Raw genomic sequence first — 17,277 nt, 5'->3', positions numbered from 1 at the left:
TTACTCCTTGCTGGGGACTTTGAATACGTGGCGCATGTAAGCGACGAAGTTTTCGTCACGGCACTGCGTCTTGGCGGCTTCGTCGGAGATCTTCGCCACCGGCGAGCCGTTGCAGTCGGTCATTTTAAGCACGATGTTCATCGGTGCCACGCCGGGGATGTCGCACGTCAGGTTGGTACCGATGCCAAAGCTGACGTTGATGCGCCCGCGCAAGGCACGGAAGATTTCCAGCGAGCGGGTCAGGTTCAGGCCATCGGAGAACACCAGGGTCTTGGTCATCGGGTCGATACCGAGCTTCTGATAATGGGCGATGGCCTTTTCCGCCCAGGCCACCGGCTCGCCCGAATCGTGGCGCAGGCCATCGAACAGCTTGGCGAAGTACAGGTCGAAATCCTTCAGGAAGGCATCCATGGTGATGCAGTCGGTCAGGGCGATGCCGAGCAGCCCACGGTACTCGCGCACCCAGCAGTCCAGGGCGGCGATCTGGCTGTCGATCAGCCGTGGGCCTAGCTGCTGGTGGGCCATGATCCATTCGTGGGCCATGGTGCCCAGGGGCTTGATATCCAGCTTCCATGCCAGGTCGACGTTGCTGGTGCCGACGAAGCGGCCCGGGAACTCATCGCGCAGCACCCGCACCACGTCTTCCTGCACACGGCTGGAGAAGCGCCGGCGTGTGCCGAAGTCGGCTACCTGCAGTTCGGCCAGTTCGTCGTCGCTGGCGTGGGCGCGCAGCCAGTCGAACTTGCGATATAGCTGGTCGCGGGCTTCGGCCAGGCGCATGCGCGGGTGCAGGTGGCGGTTGCGCACTTCGCTGATGATGGCCAGCAGCGGCACTTCGAACAGGATCACATGCAGCCAGGGGCCTTTCAGGCGCAGGAACAGTTGGTCGTTCTCGATGCCGATGCGCACATAGCGCAGGTTGAAGCGGAACAGGCGCAGAAAGCGCAGGAAGTCCGGCTTGAGGAAGCTGATGCGCTCGAGGAAGGCCAGTTGGCCGTCATCCAGGGTGAGCTCGCTGAGCAGCTCGAGTTGGTTGCGGATCTCGCCCAGGTAGGGGCGCAGGTCCTCGCCGTTGCGGCAGCGAAACTCCCATTCGACATCGGCGTCCGGGTAGTTGTGCAGGACGCCCTGCATCATTGTGAGCTTGTAGAAGTCGGTGTCGAGCAGGTTGTGCACGATGCGCTCGGCGAATGCGCTCTCGCTCATCAGGGGGAAGCTCCAAAGCGGGCAATGGCGGCTATTGTGCCAGCCTTTTGCTTTTGCATGTGCTCACATCGCGGGGCAAGCCTGCTCCCGCATCGCCCGCGATCATGGCCGCGACAGGTAATTTACCGTGCGCCAGCTAGCCTTCAAACAGTGCTCCCTGTAGCAGTCGCGCACCAGTGGTGTGCAGTTCGGTGACGTCCGCTGTTACAGCGCGGTTGCACGTTAACACTTGCGAGGGTTGCAATGATGGCGGGCGCTGGTTGCTCCTTGTCTAGGCGTGTGGGTGCCACTTGCCGTGCGGCAGACGGTTGCACGCTCAATAAAGAAAAGGCCGCCGGTCGCCTCTGTTCACCCCTTGTCGTGTGTTTTCCCGGAAGACAAAACCACTGGCACGGCCCTTGCTCGGAGCACAGGGCTGAGAAGTTGTAGTGCCAACCAAAAAAAATATTCTAGGAGCACCACCTCATGTCGCAGACGTTTTACAAGAAAGGTTTCCTGGCACTGGCTGTAGCCACCGCACTGGGTGTTTCTTCGTATGTTCAGGCCGACATCAAGATCGGCGTCGCGGGCCCGATGACCGGAGCCAACGCAGCGTTTGGCGAGCAGTACATGAAAGGTGCGCAGGCCGCGGCCGACGTGATCAACAAGGCCGGCGGCGTCAACGGCGAGAAGATCGTGCTGGTCAAGGGCGATGACGCTTGCGAGCCGAAGCAGGCAGTATCCGTGGCCAACCGCCTGGTCGACCAGGACAAGGTGGCGGGCGTGGTCGGTCACTTCTGCTCCTCCAACACCATCCCCGCTTCCGAGGTTTACGATGAGGCCGGCGTGATCGCCATCACTCCCGGCTCCACCAACCCGCAGGTGACCGAGCGCGGCCTGTCCGCGATGTTCCGCATGTGCGGCCGTGACGACCAGCAGGGCATCGTTGCCGGCAACTACATTGTCGACGTGCTCAAGGGCAAGAAGGTGGTGGTGCTGCACGACAAGGACACCTATGGCCAGGGTCTGGCCGACGCCACCAAGGCCCAGCTGATCAAGCGCGGCGTCACCCCGGTGCTGTACGAGGGCCTGACCCGCGGCGAGAAAGACTTTAGCGCCGTGGTCACCAAGATCCGCGCCGCAGGTGCCGATGTCGTTTACTTCGGCGGCCTGCACCCGGAGGCAGGCCCTCTGGTGCGCCAGCTGCGCGAGCAGGGCCTGAAGGACGTGGCATTCATGTCCGACGACGGCATCGTCACCGACGAACTGGTGGCCACCGCCGGCGGCGCCCAGTACACCAATGGCGTGTACATGACCTTCGGCGCCGACCCGCGCCTGCTGCCCGACAGCAAGGCGGTGGTCGAGGAGTTCCGCAAGAACGGCACCGAGCCTGAAGGCTACACCCTGTATGCCTACGCCTCGGTCCAGGCCCTGGCCGCCGCGTTCAACGGCGCCAAGTCGAACAAGGGCGAGGACGCCGCCAAGTGGCTCAAGGCCAACCCGGTCAAGACCGTCATGGGCGAGAAGAAGTGGGACCAGAAGGGCGACCTGACGGTTTCCGACTACGTGGTCTACCAGTGGGATGCCAACGGCAAGTACCACCAGCTGGAAAAACAAAAATAACAATGGCATCCGGCCCGGGCGCGCGATGCCCCGGGCCGTTGCCCCGCGGTACCTGTCTTTGTCAGTAGATGTGCACAGTTCTGCGCTGCGAGGGCCGCTGCATCCGGGCCCTGCGTGGTCGGCGCTCGTGCAATCTCAATCAGGTGAGATTGCGTTATGGATGGTATTTTCCTGCAGCAACTGGTCAACGGCCTGACCCTCGGGTCGGTCTACGGCCTGATCGCCATCGGCTACACAATGGTCTATGGCATCATCGGCATGATCAACTTCGCGCACGGCGAGGTGTACATGATCTCCGCGTACCTCGCGGCGATCAGCCTGGCATTGCTGGCCTACTTCGGTATCGAGTCGTTTCCGCTGCTGATGCTGGGCACCCTGTTGTTCACCATCGTCGTCACTGGCGTCTATGGCTTCACCATCGAACGCATCGCCTACAAACCCCTGCGCAACTCCACCCGCCTGGCGCCCTTGATCAGCGCCATCGGCATTTCGCTGATCCTGCAGAACTACGCGCAGATCAGCCAGGGCGCTCGCCAGCAAGGCGTGCCGACCCTGCTCGAAGGCGCCATGCGCGTCGAAGTGGGCACCGGCTTCGTGCAGCTCACCTACACCAAGATCTTCATCCTGGTGGCCGCTTTCGTCGGCATGGGCCTGCTCACCTACGTGATCAAGTACACCAAGCTCGGGCGCATGTGCCGGGCCACGCAACAAGACCGCAAGATGGCCTCGATCCTGGGCATCAATACCGACCGGGTGATTTCCTACGTGTTCGTCATCGGTGCGGTGATGGCCGCGCTGGCGGGCGTGCTGATCACCATGAACTACGGCACCTTCGACTTCTACGCCGGCTTCATCATCGGCATCAAGGCCTTCACCGCCGCGGTGCTCGGCGGCATCGGCTCGCTGCCGGGAGCCATGCTCGGCGGGATCATCCTGGGGATTTCCGAGTCGTTGTTCTCCGGCCTGATCAACTCCGACTACAAGGACGTGTTCAGCTTCTCGCTGCTGGTGATGATCCTCATCTTCCGTCCCCAAGGCCTGCTGGGTCGCCCGCTCGTGGCTAAGGTGTGAAACATGTCCGTTGCCAATACTGCCTCTGCTTCGCAAACCAAGGGTTTCGACCTTAAACGCAGCCTGCTGGAGACCCTCGTCGCCGGCCTGCTGGCCCTTATCGTCTTCGGCCCCGTCGTCGGCGTGGTGCTCGATGGCTACACGTTCAACGCCGAACCCGCCCGCGTCGCCTGGCTGGTCGGCGGCGTGATGATCGGGCGTTTCATTCTCAGCCTGTTCCTGCAGACGCCGACCGGCCAACGCATGCTCCAGGGCTTCGACAGCGGTGGCTCGGGCGTGCATGTGCTGGCGCCGAACTACAAGTCGCGCCTGCGCTACATCATCCCGGCGCTGATCGTCATCGCCATCGTGTTCCCGATCTTTGCCAACAAGTACCTGCTGACCGTGGTCATCCTCGGCCTGATCTATGTGTTGCTGGGGCTGGGCCTGAACATCGTGGTCGGCCTGGCCGGCCTGCTTGATCTGGGCTATGTGGCGTTCTACGCCATCGGTGCCTACGGCCTGGCGCTGGGCTATCAATACCTGGGCCTGGGCTTCTGGAGCGTGCTGCCACTGGCGGCCATCGCCGCGGCGCTGGCGGGGTGCATCCTCGGCTTTCCGGTGTTGCGCATGCATGGCGACTACCTGGCCATCGTCACCCTCGGCTTCGGTGAGATCATCCGCCTGGTGTTGAACAACTGGCTGTCGTTCACCGGCGGCCCCAACGGCATGCCGGCGCCGTCGCCGACCTTCCTGGGTCTGGAGTTCGGCCGCCGGGCCAAGGATGGCGGGGTGCCGATCCACGAGTTCTTCGGCTTCGAATACAACGCCAACCTCAAGTTCGTGTTCATCTACGCGGTGCTGTTCCTGGTGGTGCTGGCGGTGCTCTACGTCAAGCACCGGCTGACCCGCATGCCGGTGGGCCGCGCCTGGGAAGCCTTGCGCGAGGACGAGATCGCCTGCCGCTCGATGGGCCTGAACCACGTACTGGTCAAGCTTTCCGCGTTCACCCTCGGCGCGTCCACCGCAGGCCTTGCCGGGGTGTTCTTTGCCACCTACCAGGGCTTCGTCAACCCATCGTCGTTCACCTTCTTCGAGTCCGCGCTGATCCTGGCCATCGTCGTGCTCGGCGGCATGGGCTCGACCGTGGGCGTGGTGATCGCGGCGTTCGTGCTGACCGTGGCGCCCGAGCTGCTGCGCAGCTTCTCCGAATACCGGGTGCTGCTGTTCGGCGTGCTGATGGTGCTGATGATGATCTGGCGACCGCGGGGGCTGATCCGCATCAGCCGTACCGGCGTGGTCCCGCGTAAAGGAGTGGCGCCATGAGCGACGAAGTCATTCTGTCTGTAGACAACCTGATGATGCAGTTCGGTGGGATCAAGGCGCTCAGCGATGTCAGCCTGCAGGTCAAACGCAATCAGATCTTCGCCCTGATCGGCCCCAATGGCGCCGGCAAGACCACGGTGTTCAACTGCCTGACGGGCTTCTACAAGGCCACCGGCGGGCGGATCGAACTGAACGTGCGCGGCAGCCACACCAACGTCATCCAGCTGCTCGGCGAGCGCTTCCGGGCGGCGGACTTCGTTTCGCCGGCACGCTTCGCCAACCGCCTGTACTACAAGATGTTCGGCGGTACCCACCTGGTCAACCGCGCCGGGCTGGCGCGCACTTTCCAGAACATCCGCCTGTTCAAGGAAATGTCGGTGGTGGAGAACCTGCTGGTGGCCCAGCACATGTGGGTCAACCGCAACCTGCTGGCCGGGGTGCTCAATACCCCGGGTTATCGCAAGGCCGAGAGCGATGCCCTCGACCATGCGTTCTACTGGCTGGAGGTGGTCGACCTGGTGGACTGCGCCAACCGCCTGGCCGGTGAGCTGTCCTACGGGCAGCAGCGCCGCCTGGAGATTGCCCGGGCCATGTGCACCCGGCCGAAGATCATCTGCCTGGACGAACCGGCTGCCGGCCTCAACCCCCAGGAAACCGAAGCGCTGAGCCGCATGATCCGCGTGCTGCGCGACGAGCATGACATCACCGTGGTGCTGATCGAGCACGACATGGGCATGGTCATGAGCATCTCCGACCACATCGTCGTGCTCGACCACGGCAACGTGATCGCCGAGGGATCACCGCAGGATATCCGCCACAACCCGACGGTGATTGCCGCCTACCTGGGTGCCGACGAAGAGGAACTGACATGAGCGCGCCCATTCTCGAGCTGAAGGACCTGGATGTGTTCTATGGGCCGATCCAGGCCCTGAAGAAGGTCTCGATGCACATCAACGAAGGCGAGACGGTGAGCCTGATCGGCGCCAACGGCGCGGGCAAGTCCACGCTGCTGATGTCGATCTTCGGCCAGCCGCGCGCGGCATCCGGGCAGATCGTCTATCGCGGCACCGACATCACCCGCAAGTCGTCGCACTACATCGCGTCCAATGGCATCGCCCAGTCCCCGGAAGGGCGCCGGGTGTTCCCCGACATGAGCGTCGAGGAAAACCTGATGATGGGCACCATCCCGATCGGCGACAAACATGCCGACCAGGACATGCAGCGCATGTACGAGCTGTTCCCGCGGCTCAAGGAACGGCGCAACCAGCGGGCCATGACCATGTCCGGGGGCGAGCAGCAGATGCTGGCGATTGCCCGGGCGCTGATGAGCCGGCCCAAGCTTTTGCTGCTCGATGAGCCGTCGCTGGGGCTGGCGCCGATCGTGGTCAAGCAGATCTTCTCGACCCTGCGCGAGCTGGCGCAGACCGGGATGACCATTTTCCTGGTCGAGCAGAATGCCAACCATGCATTGAAGCTGTCGGACAGGGCCTATGTGATGGTCAACGGGCAGATTCGCATGACCGGGACTGGGCAGGAGCTGTTGGTCAACGAGGAGGTGCGTAACGCCTACCTGGGCGGGCACTGAAGTAAATCGTGGGGCAAGTCGGTGCGGCAACCCGACTTGCCCCGCGATGCGTTTTATGCCTTTCAGCACATGTGGACAACTTGTCGCATATCTTTCCTGCAGCACACCACAATCCCCACGCAAGCCATTGTTTCCACAGCTGGAAAACTTTCCACGGATTATGTGGAACCGCCTGTGGAAAACATGGTGGCACCTTGCTCAAGCCCTTGTGTAACAACGCCTCCAAGGATCTGTTCGTTTTTTGATCAGGTCTTGCTTGTGCATGATTTATTGAGGGTTTTTAGCAGCAGCGCGGTTCATCCACAGCTATCTGAGTTCTGTGGATAAGTCTGTGAAAAAACTTTGGACAGACCGCCGCAGACGGCAGGTTGAAAGCGTTGCGCCATCACGGGCAGATGTCCACAGCAAGCAAAGGTTCCCTGGAACCGACAAGTTGCCCCCAATCTGTGGGGAAAGCCTTGTGGATAAGATGCGCATAGCCTGACGAAAGCCCGCAATCACGGGGCTTTTCAGCGTCTGTACGTTTTTTGACCAGTGGCTGAAACGGTTGTCGACAACGCTTGCGCCGGGCATGCTGCAAGGCCTGCCGAGCACACCCAAGGAGAAGAGCATGACGTCCACCGTATTCATCACTGGCGCGACTTCCGGTTTCGGTGAGGCCACCGCCCGCCGTTTCGCCGATGCTGGCTGGAAGCTGGTGCTCACCGGTCGCCGCAAGGAGCGCCTGGATGCGCTGTGCCAAGAACTCTCGGCCAAGACCGAGGTGCATGGGCTGGTGGTCGATGTCCGTGATCGCCAGGCCATGGAGGCCGCCATCGCCAGCCTGCCGCCGAGCTTCGACAAGCTCCAGGGCCTGGTCAACAATGCCGGCCTGGCACTGGGTGTGGATGCGGCGCAAAACTGCAGCCTGGACGACTGGGAAACCATGGTCGACACCAACATCAAAGGCCTGATGTACACCACCCGCCTGTTGCTGCCGCGCCTGATCGCCCACGGGCGCGGCGCGTCGATCCTCAATGTCGGTTCGGTGGCGGGCAACTACCCGTACCCGGGCGCGAATGTGTATGGCGGCACCAAGGCCTTCGTCGGCCAGTTCTCGCTGAGCCTGCGCTGCGACCTGCGCGGCACTGGCGTGCGGGTCAGCAACATCGAGCCGGGGCTGTGCGAAAGCGAGTTCTCGCTGGTGCGTTTCGGCGGCGACCAGGCCAAGTACGACGCCACCTACGCTGGCGCCGAGCCGATCCAGCCGCAGGACATCGCCGAGACCATCTTCTGGATCCTCAACCAGCCGGCGCATATCAATATCAACAGCCTTGAGCTGATGCCAGTGAGCCAGGACTGGGCAGGGTTCTCGATCGACCGGTCGGCGAAAGGCTGATTCGCCGATGATCGCGGGGCAAGTCGCATCGGCGCACCGCCCCGCGATAGCGTCAGATTAGGCGCTGCAGACCGTCGAGGCAGGTCGCCAAATGATAGGGCGTGGTCGACGGCATGTCATGGCGGCTCACCGCCCCCTCGCCATCGCGGCACTCATGCCAGCCGCCTGCATGCAGGAAGCGTGACTCCAGCGCCGTGAGTTGCTCCAGCAGCCGCGCCTCGCTTCCCGGCCGCAGGGCCAGTGCCCGCAGGTACTCCGCCTGGGCCCAGATACGCTGTGTCGCGTCGATCACCTTGCCGTCCACATCCAGCATCGCCAGTACCGCAGCATCCTTCACGCCGCACTGTTCGGCGAAGTCGAAGGCCCGCTCGATGGAGGCATGCAGCGCAGTACCGCGCAGCAACTCGGAAGTGTCGAGCAGGTAGAACCATTCGAACTGGTGGCCCGGCTCGAACCAGTTATCCACAGCCCCGCGCGGCTTCTCCAGCATCAGGCCATGGGCCGGTTCGACGAACTGCGCCTGCAGCGCTTCGCACAGCTGCAGCAGCGAATCGCGAACGTCGTCGTCCTCACGTACGGCCAGCACCTGCAGGAAGGCCTCGGCCAGGTGCATCTGCGGGTTCTGCAGTGGGCCGCTGCCCAGGTCTGACCAATCCTCACCCAGGCTGGCCTCGTACAGGCCATCGTCGCGGGCGAACTGCTCGTGGATCACCTCGAGGGCGCCATTGAGCGTGGCTTCCACCAGCCCTTCGCCGACCTTGCCCAGGTAATGGGCGCAGGCGAAGACGATGAAGGCGTGGGTGTAGAGGTCCTTGCGCCGGTCCAGCGGCTTGCCCTGGGCGTCGATGCTGTAGAACCAGCCGCCGTGCTCGGCGTCGTGGAAGTGCTTCTGCAACGAACGGAACAATGCCGCGGCGCGTTCGGCCGCGCCAGGTTGTTCGATGCGGCTGCTGAACAGGTACAGCTGGCGGGCGCAGGCCATAGCGCGGTAGCGTTGCACCGGCAGTGGCCGGTGCTGGGTGTCCAGGGCTTCGTACGGCAGGGCCATGTCGGCGTTCCAGCCCGGGCCTTGCCACAGCGGCACGATGCGCTCGGCGAAGTGCTGTTGGAAATGGGTCAGTGCGGGACGGGGGTCGGACATGGTGGCGCTCGTGGACGATCGGGCAGGGCGCCATGGTAGCAGAAGTGACAAGGGGTTCGTGGGGCACCGCCGCTGCCACGATCCGGCCTGGGCGAAAATCTCAGCCGGGATTGCCCAGGCCCTGCCAGTGCCGCGCACCGACGAAGATGAAGCGCAGCTGCTGAGTGATCTTTTCCTGTGCCGTCAGCGCCTGTGCATGGCCTGGTTCGGGGCTGTCGATCAGCTCGGGCAGGGTGGCGAACACGGTCTTGACCACCAGGTCGGCCATCACCGCCAGGGCGGCGTCGTCCAGGTGCCGCCAGCGCGGCATGCGCGCAAGGTCGGTGGCCAGGTCGCTGCTGATGTCCTGGCGCAGGCGGGCGATGGCCTGGCGCACCGGTTGCGAGCCGCCGTACTGCTCGCGGGCGAGGAACAGAAATTGCGCGCGGTGGGCGGCGACCACGTCGAGGAAGATACGCACCGAGGCATCGGTGATGCCACCCAGTTCGAATTCGTTGTGGCGCACGAGGCGGATGGTCTGGCGGAAGGTGGTGTCCACCTCGGCGACCAGGGCCAGGCCCAGGGCATCCATGTCAGGGAAGTGGCGGTAGAAACCGGTGGGCACGATGCCGGCGGCCTTGGCCACCTCGCGCAGGCTGATGCTGCCGAAACCCCGGCCGCTCTCCATGAGCAGGCAGGCGGCATCCAGCAGGGCCTGGCGGGTTTGTAGCTTCTGTTCGGCGCGCGGCAGCATGGGGCAGGCTTCTATGACGGTACGGCTGGGCATTCTGGATAGAAAAACGAAGCCCGGTCAATGGACCGGGCTTGGAGGGGAGCAGCTACCGCACGGAGGGTTGTTGTTTTCGGCCATGGCGATCAGCTCACACGGCTGAGTTCGACCAGGCGATCCGAGCCACCCTCGGCTACACGGTTGTTGCGTTCGTTGAGGCGATCGGAACCACCTTCAGCGACGCGGTCGTTGCGTTCGATCAGGCGATCGGAACCACCTTCGGCGACGCGGTCGTTGCGTTCGATCAGGCGATCGGAACCACCTTCGGCGACACGGTCGTTGCGTTCGATCAGGCGATCCGAACCACCCTCGGCGATACGGTCATTGCGTTCGATCAGGCGATCAGAGCCACCTTCGGCAACACGGTTGTTACGTTCGAGCAGGCGTTCGGCACCGCCTTCGGCCACGCGGCCTGCACGTTCCTGCAGGCGCTCGGCGCCACCTTCTGCCAGGGTGTTCAGTGGTTGGCTGACGGTGATGGCGCTGGAGCGCGACTCGGCGCTCAGGTGCTGGTCTTCGGCTGGCAGGGCGAAGGCGTTGGCAGCAAGTACGGACAGGGTCAGGCTCAGCAGCAGATGGCGTTTCATGATTCGGTGCTCCTCTGGGGGGCTGGAAAGTGGGTACGGAGCCAATGCTACGCCCGGTAACTCCAGAGAAAAGTTCATCAGGATAATGGTAACAATCGACGGCATTGATACTGTGCGTGGATCGCTCTGGCTCAATGTTTTCGGCGATGCGCCGAGTATTGAGGCACGCCGATTCCCCGGTAACACTGCCACGCTCCGTAGACCAAAAGCTGAGAAAATCGTCAGGAAAATCTTGGTTATCATGCTGCGCGGATTAAACCCGGCGGTTTTTCATCAGTCCGACATAATGAGTGCCATCGTCGCGCCGCCTTCCATGCAGTCAGGAGAATCACGCAATGACGCGCCCTGCCAGAATCATCGTCTGGACCTTCGCCACCCTGGCCACCCTGTTGGCAATCCTGGTGGTGGTGATCGCCACCTTCGACTGGAACCGCGTCAAGCCGCTGCTCAACGAGAAAGTCTCCGAAGCCCTGCACCGGCCTTTCGCGATCAACGGCAACCTCGCGGTGCACTGGCGCACCGAACCCGAGGAGGGCGGCTGGCGTGCCTTCGTGCCCTGGCCGCACTTCACCGCCGAAAACCTCACCCTGGGCAACCCCGAATGGCTCAAGGAACCGCGCATGGTGGGCCTGGAGCGGGTGGATTTTCGCCTGGCGCCGTTGCCGCTGATCGTCCAGCGCATCAGCATTCCGCGTATCGACCTGGTCAAGCCCAGTGCCAGCCTCACCCGCCTGGCCGATGGCCGGGCCAACTGGGTGTTCGACTTCGGGCCCAAGGATGAGCACGAGGAGCCGTCGAAGTGGGTGCTGGACATCGGCGCGATCGGCTTCGACCAGGGCAATGTCAGCTTCGACGACCAGACCCTGAAAACCAGCATGAAAGTGCAGGTCGACCCGCTGGGCAAGCCGATTCCGTTCAGCGACATCGTCGGCAAGGCCCGCGCCGAGAAGGCCGGCAACGCCCAGGACTATGCCTTCGGCTTCAAGGCCCAGGGGCGCTACAAGGGCCAGGCGGTGGCCGGCACCGGCAAGATCGGCGGCCTGCTGGCGCTGCAGGATGCCAGCCAGCCGTTCCCGCTGCAGGCCGACGTGCGCGTCGGCGATACCCACGTGGCCCTTGCCGGTACCCTGACCGACCCCCGCAACCTGGGCGCCCTCGACCTGCGCCTGAAGCTCTCCGGCAGCAGCTTGGGCAACCTCTACCCGCTGACCGGCGTGACCCTGCCCGACACGCCACCCTACGCCACCGACGGCCACCTGAGCGCCAACCTGCATGCCGCCGAGGGCGCGCATTTCCGCTATGAAGGCTTCAACGGCAAGATCGGCGACAGTGATATCCATGGTGACCTGGCCTTCGTCGCCAGCCAGCCCCGGCCGAAACTGTCCGGCAACCTGGTTTCCAATCAACTGCTGTTCAAGGACCTGGCACCGTTGATCGGCGCCGATTCGAACGCCGAGCAGAAGGCCCGTGGCGGCGCCAGCAAGCAGCCGGCCAACAAGGTGTTGCCGGTAGAGGAGTTCCGCACCGAGCGCTGGCGGGCGATGGATGCCGACGTGACCTTCGCCGGCAAGCGCATCGTGCACAGCGAGAAACTACCGTTCAATGACCTGTCTGCCCATGTGATTCTCGAGGATGGCCTGCTGCGCCTGGAACCGCTGCGCTTCGGCGTGGCCGGGGGCAGCCTCGATTCCAACATCCGCCTGGACGGGCGCAGCACGCCGATGCAGGGGCGCGCCCAGCTCACCGCTCGGGGCTTCAAGCTCAAGCAGTTGTTCCCCAGCTTCGCGCCCATGCAGACCAGCTTCGGCGAGCTCAACGGCGACGCCGATATCAGTGGCCGGGGCAACTCGGTGGCGGCGCTACTCGGCACTTCCAACGGCGACCTGCGCCTGCTGATCAACGATGGCGCCATCAGCCGCAGCCTGATGGAGATCGCCGGGCTCAACGTGGGCAACTACGTGATCGGCAAGCTGTTTGGCGATGAGGAAGTGAAGATCAACTGTGCCGCGGCCGATGTCGGCATCAAGGAGGGCCTGGCGACCACCCGCCTGTTCGTTTTCGATACCGAGAACGCGATCATCTACATTAACGGCACGGCCAATTTCGCCAGCGAGCAACTGGACCTGAAGATCACCCCGGAATCGAAAGGGTTGCGGCTGTTCTCGCTGCGCTCGCCGTTGTATGTGCGCGGGCCGTTTGCCAAGCCCAGTGCCGGCGTGCAGGCAGTACCGCTGGCTTTGCGCGGTGCGGGGATGGTGGCCTTGGGTGTGGTGGCGGGGCCGGCGGCGGGGTTGCTGGCGCTGATCGCGCCGAGCAGCGGCGATGTGCCCAACCAGTGCACGCCGTTGTTGCAGCAGATGCGCGCCGGCAAGGCGCCGGCGGCGGTGAAGGCCAAGAAGTAGGGCCGCTTTGCGGCCCGATCGCTCCCACAGTTATCACCGATCGCCTGTGGGAGCCGGCTTGCCGGCGATTGGGGCGCACAGCGCCCCCAACACTACAAGCCCTGCAACAGATCCGACATATCGTCGGCGTGCTCTTCTTCCTGGGCCAGGATGTCTTCGAAGATGCGCCGCGTGGTCGGGTCTTTATCGCCGATGTACTGGATGATCTCGCGGTAGCTGTCGATGGCGATCCGTTCGGCCACCAGATCCTCCAGCACCATCTCCTTCAATGAACTGCCCGCCACGTACTGGGCATGGGAATTCTTGGTCAGGTTGTCGGGGTTGAAGTCCGGCTCGCCGCCCAGCTGTACAATGCGTTCGGCCAGCTTGTCGGCATGCTCGGCTTCCTGGGTGGCGTGCTCGAGGAACTCCTCGGCGGCGACGCTGGCCTTGATACCGCTGGCCATGAAGTAGTGACGCTTGTAGCGCAGCACGCAGACCAGCTCGGTGGCCAGCGACTCGTTGAGCAGGCGCAGGATCTTCTCGCGATCGGCGTGGTAACCCTCGGTCACCGCGCCTTGCTCGACATGCTGGCGGGCACGTTCGCGCAGGGTTTTCACATCGGTCAGTTCAACGCTCATGTTCATCTCCGAAAGGATCAGGGTGGTCATGGGGTGTCATGCGCCGTGGACGGCGTCGCTGTCTTCCTGGCGTTGCTTGCAGGTCTTGAAGCCCTTGGCGTCGACATGGCCGGTGGCGTCGAAGCGCACGTAATAGGGCTGTTGCTGGCCATCGCGGTTGAGGATGTAGTCGTTGCAGGTGCCGCCGTGGGGCAGGTCGCTGACATTCGACGGGCTGCCGCCGATGGCGATGACCTTCTGCATGGTCATGCCGTGCTCCACCTGCTTGACCAGCGGCTCGTCGCGGTAGGTGACGTAGTCCACCGGGTTTTCCGGGCGGCTGCCGCAGGCGGCGAGGGTCGCGCTTGCCAGAAGGATGGCCAGGGTGTGCTTGTACATGGTCCCGCTCCTTGCTCAGGGTCTGTTCTGCTTGGAACCGCGCAGCGCGCCGGGAGTTCGATTGCGAATGACGCAGGGCACGCTGTAGTGTGGGCCGGTCGTCCATGGAAAAGGGCAGGGTGATGAGTCAGGAACTGGCCACGCGTTATCCACTGGTGCTGGTGCCGGGCATGCTCGGTTTCGTGCGGGCACTGCTGTATCCCTACTGGTTCGGCATTGTCCCGGCATTGCGCCGGGGCGGCGCGCAGGTATATCCGGTGCAGATATCGCCGCTGCATTCCAGCGAGGTGCGCGGCGAGCAGTTGTTGATCATCATCGAGGACATCTGCCAGCGGACGGGGGTCGAGAAGGTCAATCTGATCGGCCACAGCCAGGGCGCGCTCAGTGCCCGCTATGCGGCGGCGAAGCGGCCAGACCGGGTGGCCTCGGTGACCTCGGTGGCCGGCCCCAACCATGGCTCGGAGCTGGCCGACCACCTTGAACGCACGGCGCCGGGCGACTCTGCCAAGGGGCGCATCCTCAAGGCCGTGCTGCATGGTTTCGCCGTGCTGCTGGGCTGGCTGGAGACCGGCTGGCGCCGGGATCCGCTGCCGATCGACGTGCATGCCTCGCACCAGTCGCTGACCAGCGCCGGGGTGGCGCTGTTCAACCAGGCTTATCCACAGGGGCTGCCCGAGGTCTGGGGCGGCGAGGGGCCGGCCGAGGTGAACGGTGTGCGTTACTACTCCTGGTCAGGCACCTTGCAGCCGGGTCGTACCGACCAGGGGTTGAACCGCTTCGACGGCAGCAATCGCTTCTGCCGTCTGTTCGCCCGCAGCTTCGTGCGCGAGAAGGGCCACTGCGACGGCATGGTCGGGCGCTTCAGCTCGCACTTGGGCCAGGTGATCGGCGACGACTATCCGCTCGACCACCTGGACATCGTCAACCAGTCCCTCGGCGCGGTGGGCAAGGGCGCCGAACCGGTGCGGCTGTTCACCGAACATGCCGCGCGGCTCAAGGCCGCGGGGGTGTGACCGTGCGCCGTACTGGCGTTGTCCAGCGCTCGGCCAGCAGCACGCCGACCAGTGTCAGCAAACCGCCGACCAGGTGATAACTGGCCAGTTGCTCGTCCAGCACCACGGCGGCGATCACCGCCGTGACCACCGGCAGCAGGTTGAAGAACAGCGTGGTGCGGCTCGGGCCCAGGCGATGCACGGCCTGCATCCATACTCGCGGCGCGACCATCGAGGCCAGCAGGCCGGCATACAGCACCAGGCCGAGGTTGTGGCCGTTCAGCCCGGTCTTCGGTGACAGCACAAACAGCGGCAGCAGCACCAGGATCGCCACCAGCACCTGCAGGTAGAGCAATTGCAGCGGCGGCAGGCGCAGCTGCCATTTCTTCAGCAGGAAGCTGTACAGCGCATAGGCGAGGGTGGCCACCAGCATCATCAGGTCGCCACTGTTCAGGCCCTGGTGCAGCAGCGTGCCGGGCTGCCCGGCCGAGACGACTTCAAGCACGCCGAAGAACGACACGATCGCGCCCAGCAGCGCGCCGTAGCTCAGGCGCTGGCCCAGCCAGGCGATGGACAGGGCCAGTGACATCAGCGGCATCAGCGAGAGGATGATGCCCATGTTGGTGGCGCTGGTGATGCTGGCGGCGAAGTACGCCAGGCTCTGGTAGATGGCCATGCCCAGCACGCCCAGCACGAACACCTTGCCCAGGTGCGGGCGGATCGCCGCGCGGTTTCGCCAGACCTGGGGCAGCAGGAACGGCGTGAACAACAGGCCGGCCAGCAACCAGCGGTAGAAGCCGATCTCGGCCGGGAAGATGGCCCCTGCGGACATCTTGGTGACAACGGTGTTGCCGGCCCAGATGAGGATGGCGATGAGGGGGAAGAGGTAGTTCATTGGGACTCTCAAGTAACGGGTGTCCCCTGCAGGAGCGGGCTTGCCTGGTCCTGCAGGGAGGGTGTGACGGCGGGTATTATCGCTTGTCTGCTTGCATGCCTATACTTCCATCCAGACAACCGACCCCGCGAAGCAGACAGCATGGCCCGCAAGTACCTCGACATTCCGCGCTTCGACCAGCTCCCGGCCCCGGTGTACTTTCGCTACGACGAATTCGGCGCCGACACCCACAGCGCCCCGCACCGTCACCCCTGGGGCCAGCTCAACTACGCGTCCCATGGCCTGATGCACCTGGACGTCGAAGGCCAGCGCTTCATCTCGCCGCCGCACTACGCCGTGTGGGTGCCGCCGGATACCGAGCATGGCTGCTACAACCCCCAGGCCATCGTCTACCGCTCGGTCTACCTTGACCGCAGCTTGTGTGCCGGGCTGCCTGCACAACCCTGCAGCCTGGTGATCAGCGACATCCTCAAGGCGATCCTCGGCGACTTCGCCCGCCGCGACCTGCGCATCGCCCGGGACGAGCGTGACCAGCGCCTGGCACAGGTGCTGCTGGACCAGTTGCACCTGGCGCAGACCCAGACCTGCTACCTGCCGTTCGCCCGCAGCGACAGCCTGCGCCAGGTGCTTGAAGGATTGCATGGCGAGCCCGGCGACAACCGCCCGCTGGCCCACTGGGCCGCGCAGGTGCATGTCAGCGAACGCACCCTGGCCCGGCAGTTCCTGCGTGAACTGGGGATGAGCTTCGGCGAATGGCGTTTGCGCCTGCGCTTTCTGCGCGCCATCGAGGCGCTCGAGGCGGGCACCGCGATCCAGGCCATCGCCTTCGACCTCGGCTACAGCAGCGCGTCGGCCTTCATCGCCATGTTCCAGCGCCAGGCCCAGTGCACGCCGGAACAGTACCGACGGCGGGCGCGGACAGAGATGTAAAAATTCTTGTCTACACTCAGCTGCGACGAGCGCGCATCCGGCGCGCAGGCAAGGAGACCACTCCATGAAGCTGCTGCACGTACCCCTGCTGGTGTTGGGCATGTTGATCGCGGGGCAAGGATTCGCCGCCACCGCGCAACAGGAAAAGATGAAGACCTGCAACGCCGACGCGACCGCCAAGGCGCTCAAGGGCGACGAGCGCAAGGCGTTCATGAGCACTTGCCTCAAGGCCAAGCCTGCCGCCACCCAGCAGGAGAAGATGAAGACCTGCAACGCCGATGCCACCACCAAGGCGCTCAAGGGCGACGAGCGCAAGTCCTTCATGAGCGACTGCCTGAAGAAGAAATGACCTGCGCCTATGCCTCTGCCGTGAAGGCTGGCAGACTGCGGGACTTTCCGCTGTCTGCCGTCGAGGC

Annotated in this window: 17 protein-coding genes; 10 read left to right on the top strand and 7 right to left on the bottom strand. The window is 64.0% G+C overall.

Translation table 11 applies throughout. The features are described from left to right. Positions 1-1,206, bottom strand: coding sequence for a nicotinate phosphoribosyltransferase (gene pncB / locus ACZ9C1_RS15725; protein WP_046854012.1), 1,206 nt, complete (start codon positions 1,204-1,206; stop codon positions 1-3). Between the two features lie 465 nt (positions 1,207-1,671). Here pncB and ACZ9C1_RS15720 point away from each other — a divergent pair, with 465 nt between their 5' ends. From ACZ9C1_RS15720 to ACZ9C1_RS15695, 6 genes are all read left to right on the top strand, one after another. Next, a complete protein-coding gene (locus ACZ9C1_RS15720; protein WP_046854013.1) occupies positions 1,672-2,808 on the top strand; it encodes a branched-chain amino acid ABC transporter substrate-binding protein in 1,137 nt (378 codons plus the stop codon). 156 nt (positions 2,809-2,964) lie between these two features. Continuing rightward, positions 2,965-3,879 (top strand): ABC transporter permease subunit, encoded by a 915-nt coding sequence (locus ACZ9C1_RS15715; RefSeq protein WP_019098910.1) that lies wholly within the window; start codon positions 2,965-2,967, stop codon positions 3,877-3,879. A 3-nt stretch (positions 3,880-3,882) separates the two neighbouring features. Beyond that, positions 3,883-5,184 carry a high-affinity branched-chain amino acid ABC transporter permease LivM gene (livM, locus tag ACZ9C1_RS15710; protein ID WP_214500924.1) on the top strand — a complete coding sequence of 434 codons (1,302 nt, stop codon included), beginning with the start codon at positions 3,883-3,885 and terminating at the stop codon, positions 5,182-5,184. Then, a complete protein-coding gene (locus tag ACZ9C1_RS15705) occupies positions 5,181-6,056 on the top strand; it encodes an ABC transporter ATP-binding protein (RefSeq protein ID WP_031314650.1) in 876 nt (291 codons plus the stop codon). Before livM ends, ACZ9C1_RS15705 begins: the two co-directional genes overlap by 4 nt. After that, complete coding sequence (locus tag ACZ9C1_RS15700) at positions 6,053-6,769, top strand: ABC transporter ATP-binding protein (protein WP_102683956.1); 717 nt, start codon at positions 6,053-6,055, stop codon at positions 6,767-6,769. Before ACZ9C1_RS15705 ends, ACZ9C1_RS15700 begins: the two co-directional genes overlap by 4 nt. Positions 6,770-7,379: 610 nt before the next feature. Next, positions 7,380-8,147 (top strand): SDR family oxidoreductase, encoded by a 768-nt coding sequence (locus tag ACZ9C1_RS15695; RefSeq protein WP_023629361.1) that lies wholly within the window; start codon positions 7,380-7,382, stop codon positions 8,145-8,147. Between the two features lie 52 nt (positions 8,148-8,199). Here the strand turns inward: ACZ9C1_RS15695 and ACZ9C1_RS15690 are convergent, their stop codons facing one another. The 3 genes from ACZ9C1_RS15690 to ACZ9C1_RS15680 all read right to left on the bottom strand — a co-directional run bounded on the left by ACZ9C1_RS15690 (position 8,200) and on the right by ACZ9C1_RS15680 (position 10,644). Then, complete coding sequence (locus ACZ9C1_RS15690) at positions 8,200-9,288, bottom strand: AGE family epimerase/isomerase (RefSeq protein ID WP_277502169.1); 1,089 nt, start codon at positions 9,286-9,288, stop codon at positions 8,200-8,202. 100 nt (positions 9,289-9,388) lie between these two features. Beyond that, on the bottom strand, positions 9,389-10,021 hold the full coding sequence (locus ACZ9C1_RS15685) for a TetR family transcriptional regulator (protein WP_277502168.1): 633 nt from the start codon (positions 10,019-10,021) through the stop codon (positions 9,389-9,391). Between the two features lie 122 nt (positions 10,022-10,143). Next, a complete protein-coding gene (locus ACZ9C1_RS15680; RefSeq protein WP_277502167.1) occupies positions 10,144-10,644 on the bottom strand; it encodes a phage infection protein in 501 nt (166 codons plus the stop codon). A 335-nt stretch (positions 10,645-10,979) separates the two neighbouring features. Between ACZ9C1_RS15680 and ACZ9C1_RS15675 the strand changes: the two genes are divergently transcribed. After that, positions 10,980-13,046, top strand: a complete 2,067-nt coding sequence (locus ACZ9C1_RS15675) for an AsmA family protein (RefSeq protein WP_476254164.1) — start codon at positions 10,980-10,982, stop codon at positions 13,044-13,046. A gap of 92 nt (positions 13,047-13,138) precedes the next feature. On the opposite strand, the gene ACZ9C1_RS15670 is transcribed toward ACZ9C1_RS15675, so the two are convergent. Further along, positions 13,139-13,696, bottom strand: a complete 558-nt coding sequence (locus ACZ9C1_RS15670) for a ferritin-like domain-containing protein (protein ID WP_232968180.1) — start codon at positions 13,694-13,696, stop codon at positions 13,139-13,141. Positions 13,697-13,702: 6 nt separating this feature from the next. After that, complete coding sequence (gene osmE, locus ACZ9C1_RS15665; protein ID WP_102683961.1) at positions 13,703-14,044, bottom strand: osmotically-inducible lipoprotein OsmE; 342 nt, start codon at positions 14,042-14,044, stop codon at positions 13,703-13,705. A 122-nt stretch (positions 14,045-14,166) separates the two neighbouring features. On the opposite strand from osmE, the gene ACZ9C1_RS15660 reads away from it, so the two are divergent. After that, positions 14,167-15,057 (top strand): lipase family alpha/beta hydrolase, encoded by an 891-nt coding sequence (locus tag ACZ9C1_RS15660; protein ID WP_102683962.1) that lies wholly within the window; start codon positions 14,167-14,169, stop codon positions 15,055-15,057. On the opposite strand, the gene ACZ9C1_RS15655 is transcribed toward ACZ9C1_RS15660, so the two are convergent. Beyond that, complete coding sequence (locus ACZ9C1_RS15655) at positions 15,038-15,931, bottom strand: DMT family transporter (RefSeq protein ID WP_102683963.1); 894 nt, start codon at positions 15,929-15,931, stop codon at positions 15,038-15,040. The genes ACZ9C1_RS15660 and ACZ9C1_RS15655 overlap by 20 nt on opposite strands. A 141-nt stretch (positions 15,932-16,072) precedes the next feature. Here ACZ9C1_RS15655 and ACZ9C1_RS15650 point away from each other — a divergent pair, with 141 nt between their 5' ends. Continuing rightward, a complete protein-coding gene (locus ACZ9C1_RS15650; protein ID WP_102683964.1) occupies positions 16,073-16,861 on the top strand; it encodes an AraC family transcriptional regulator in 789 nt (262 codons plus the stop codon). Positions 16,862-16,925: 64 nt separating this feature from the next. Further along, positions 16,926-17,210 carry a PsiF family protein gene (locus ACZ9C1_RS15645; protein WP_277502165.1) on the top strand — a complete coding sequence of 95 codons (285 nt, stop codon included), beginning with the start codon at positions 16,926-16,928 and terminating at the stop codon, positions 17,208-17,210. The last annotated feature ends 67 nt before the right edge of the window (positions 17,211-17,277 follow it).

The sequence above is a fragment of the Pseudomonas sp. TE21435 genome (assembly GCF_056279265.1).
Note: the sequence above shows the minus strand (reverse complement) of the source record. Positions and strands in the feature narration are given on the sequence as shown.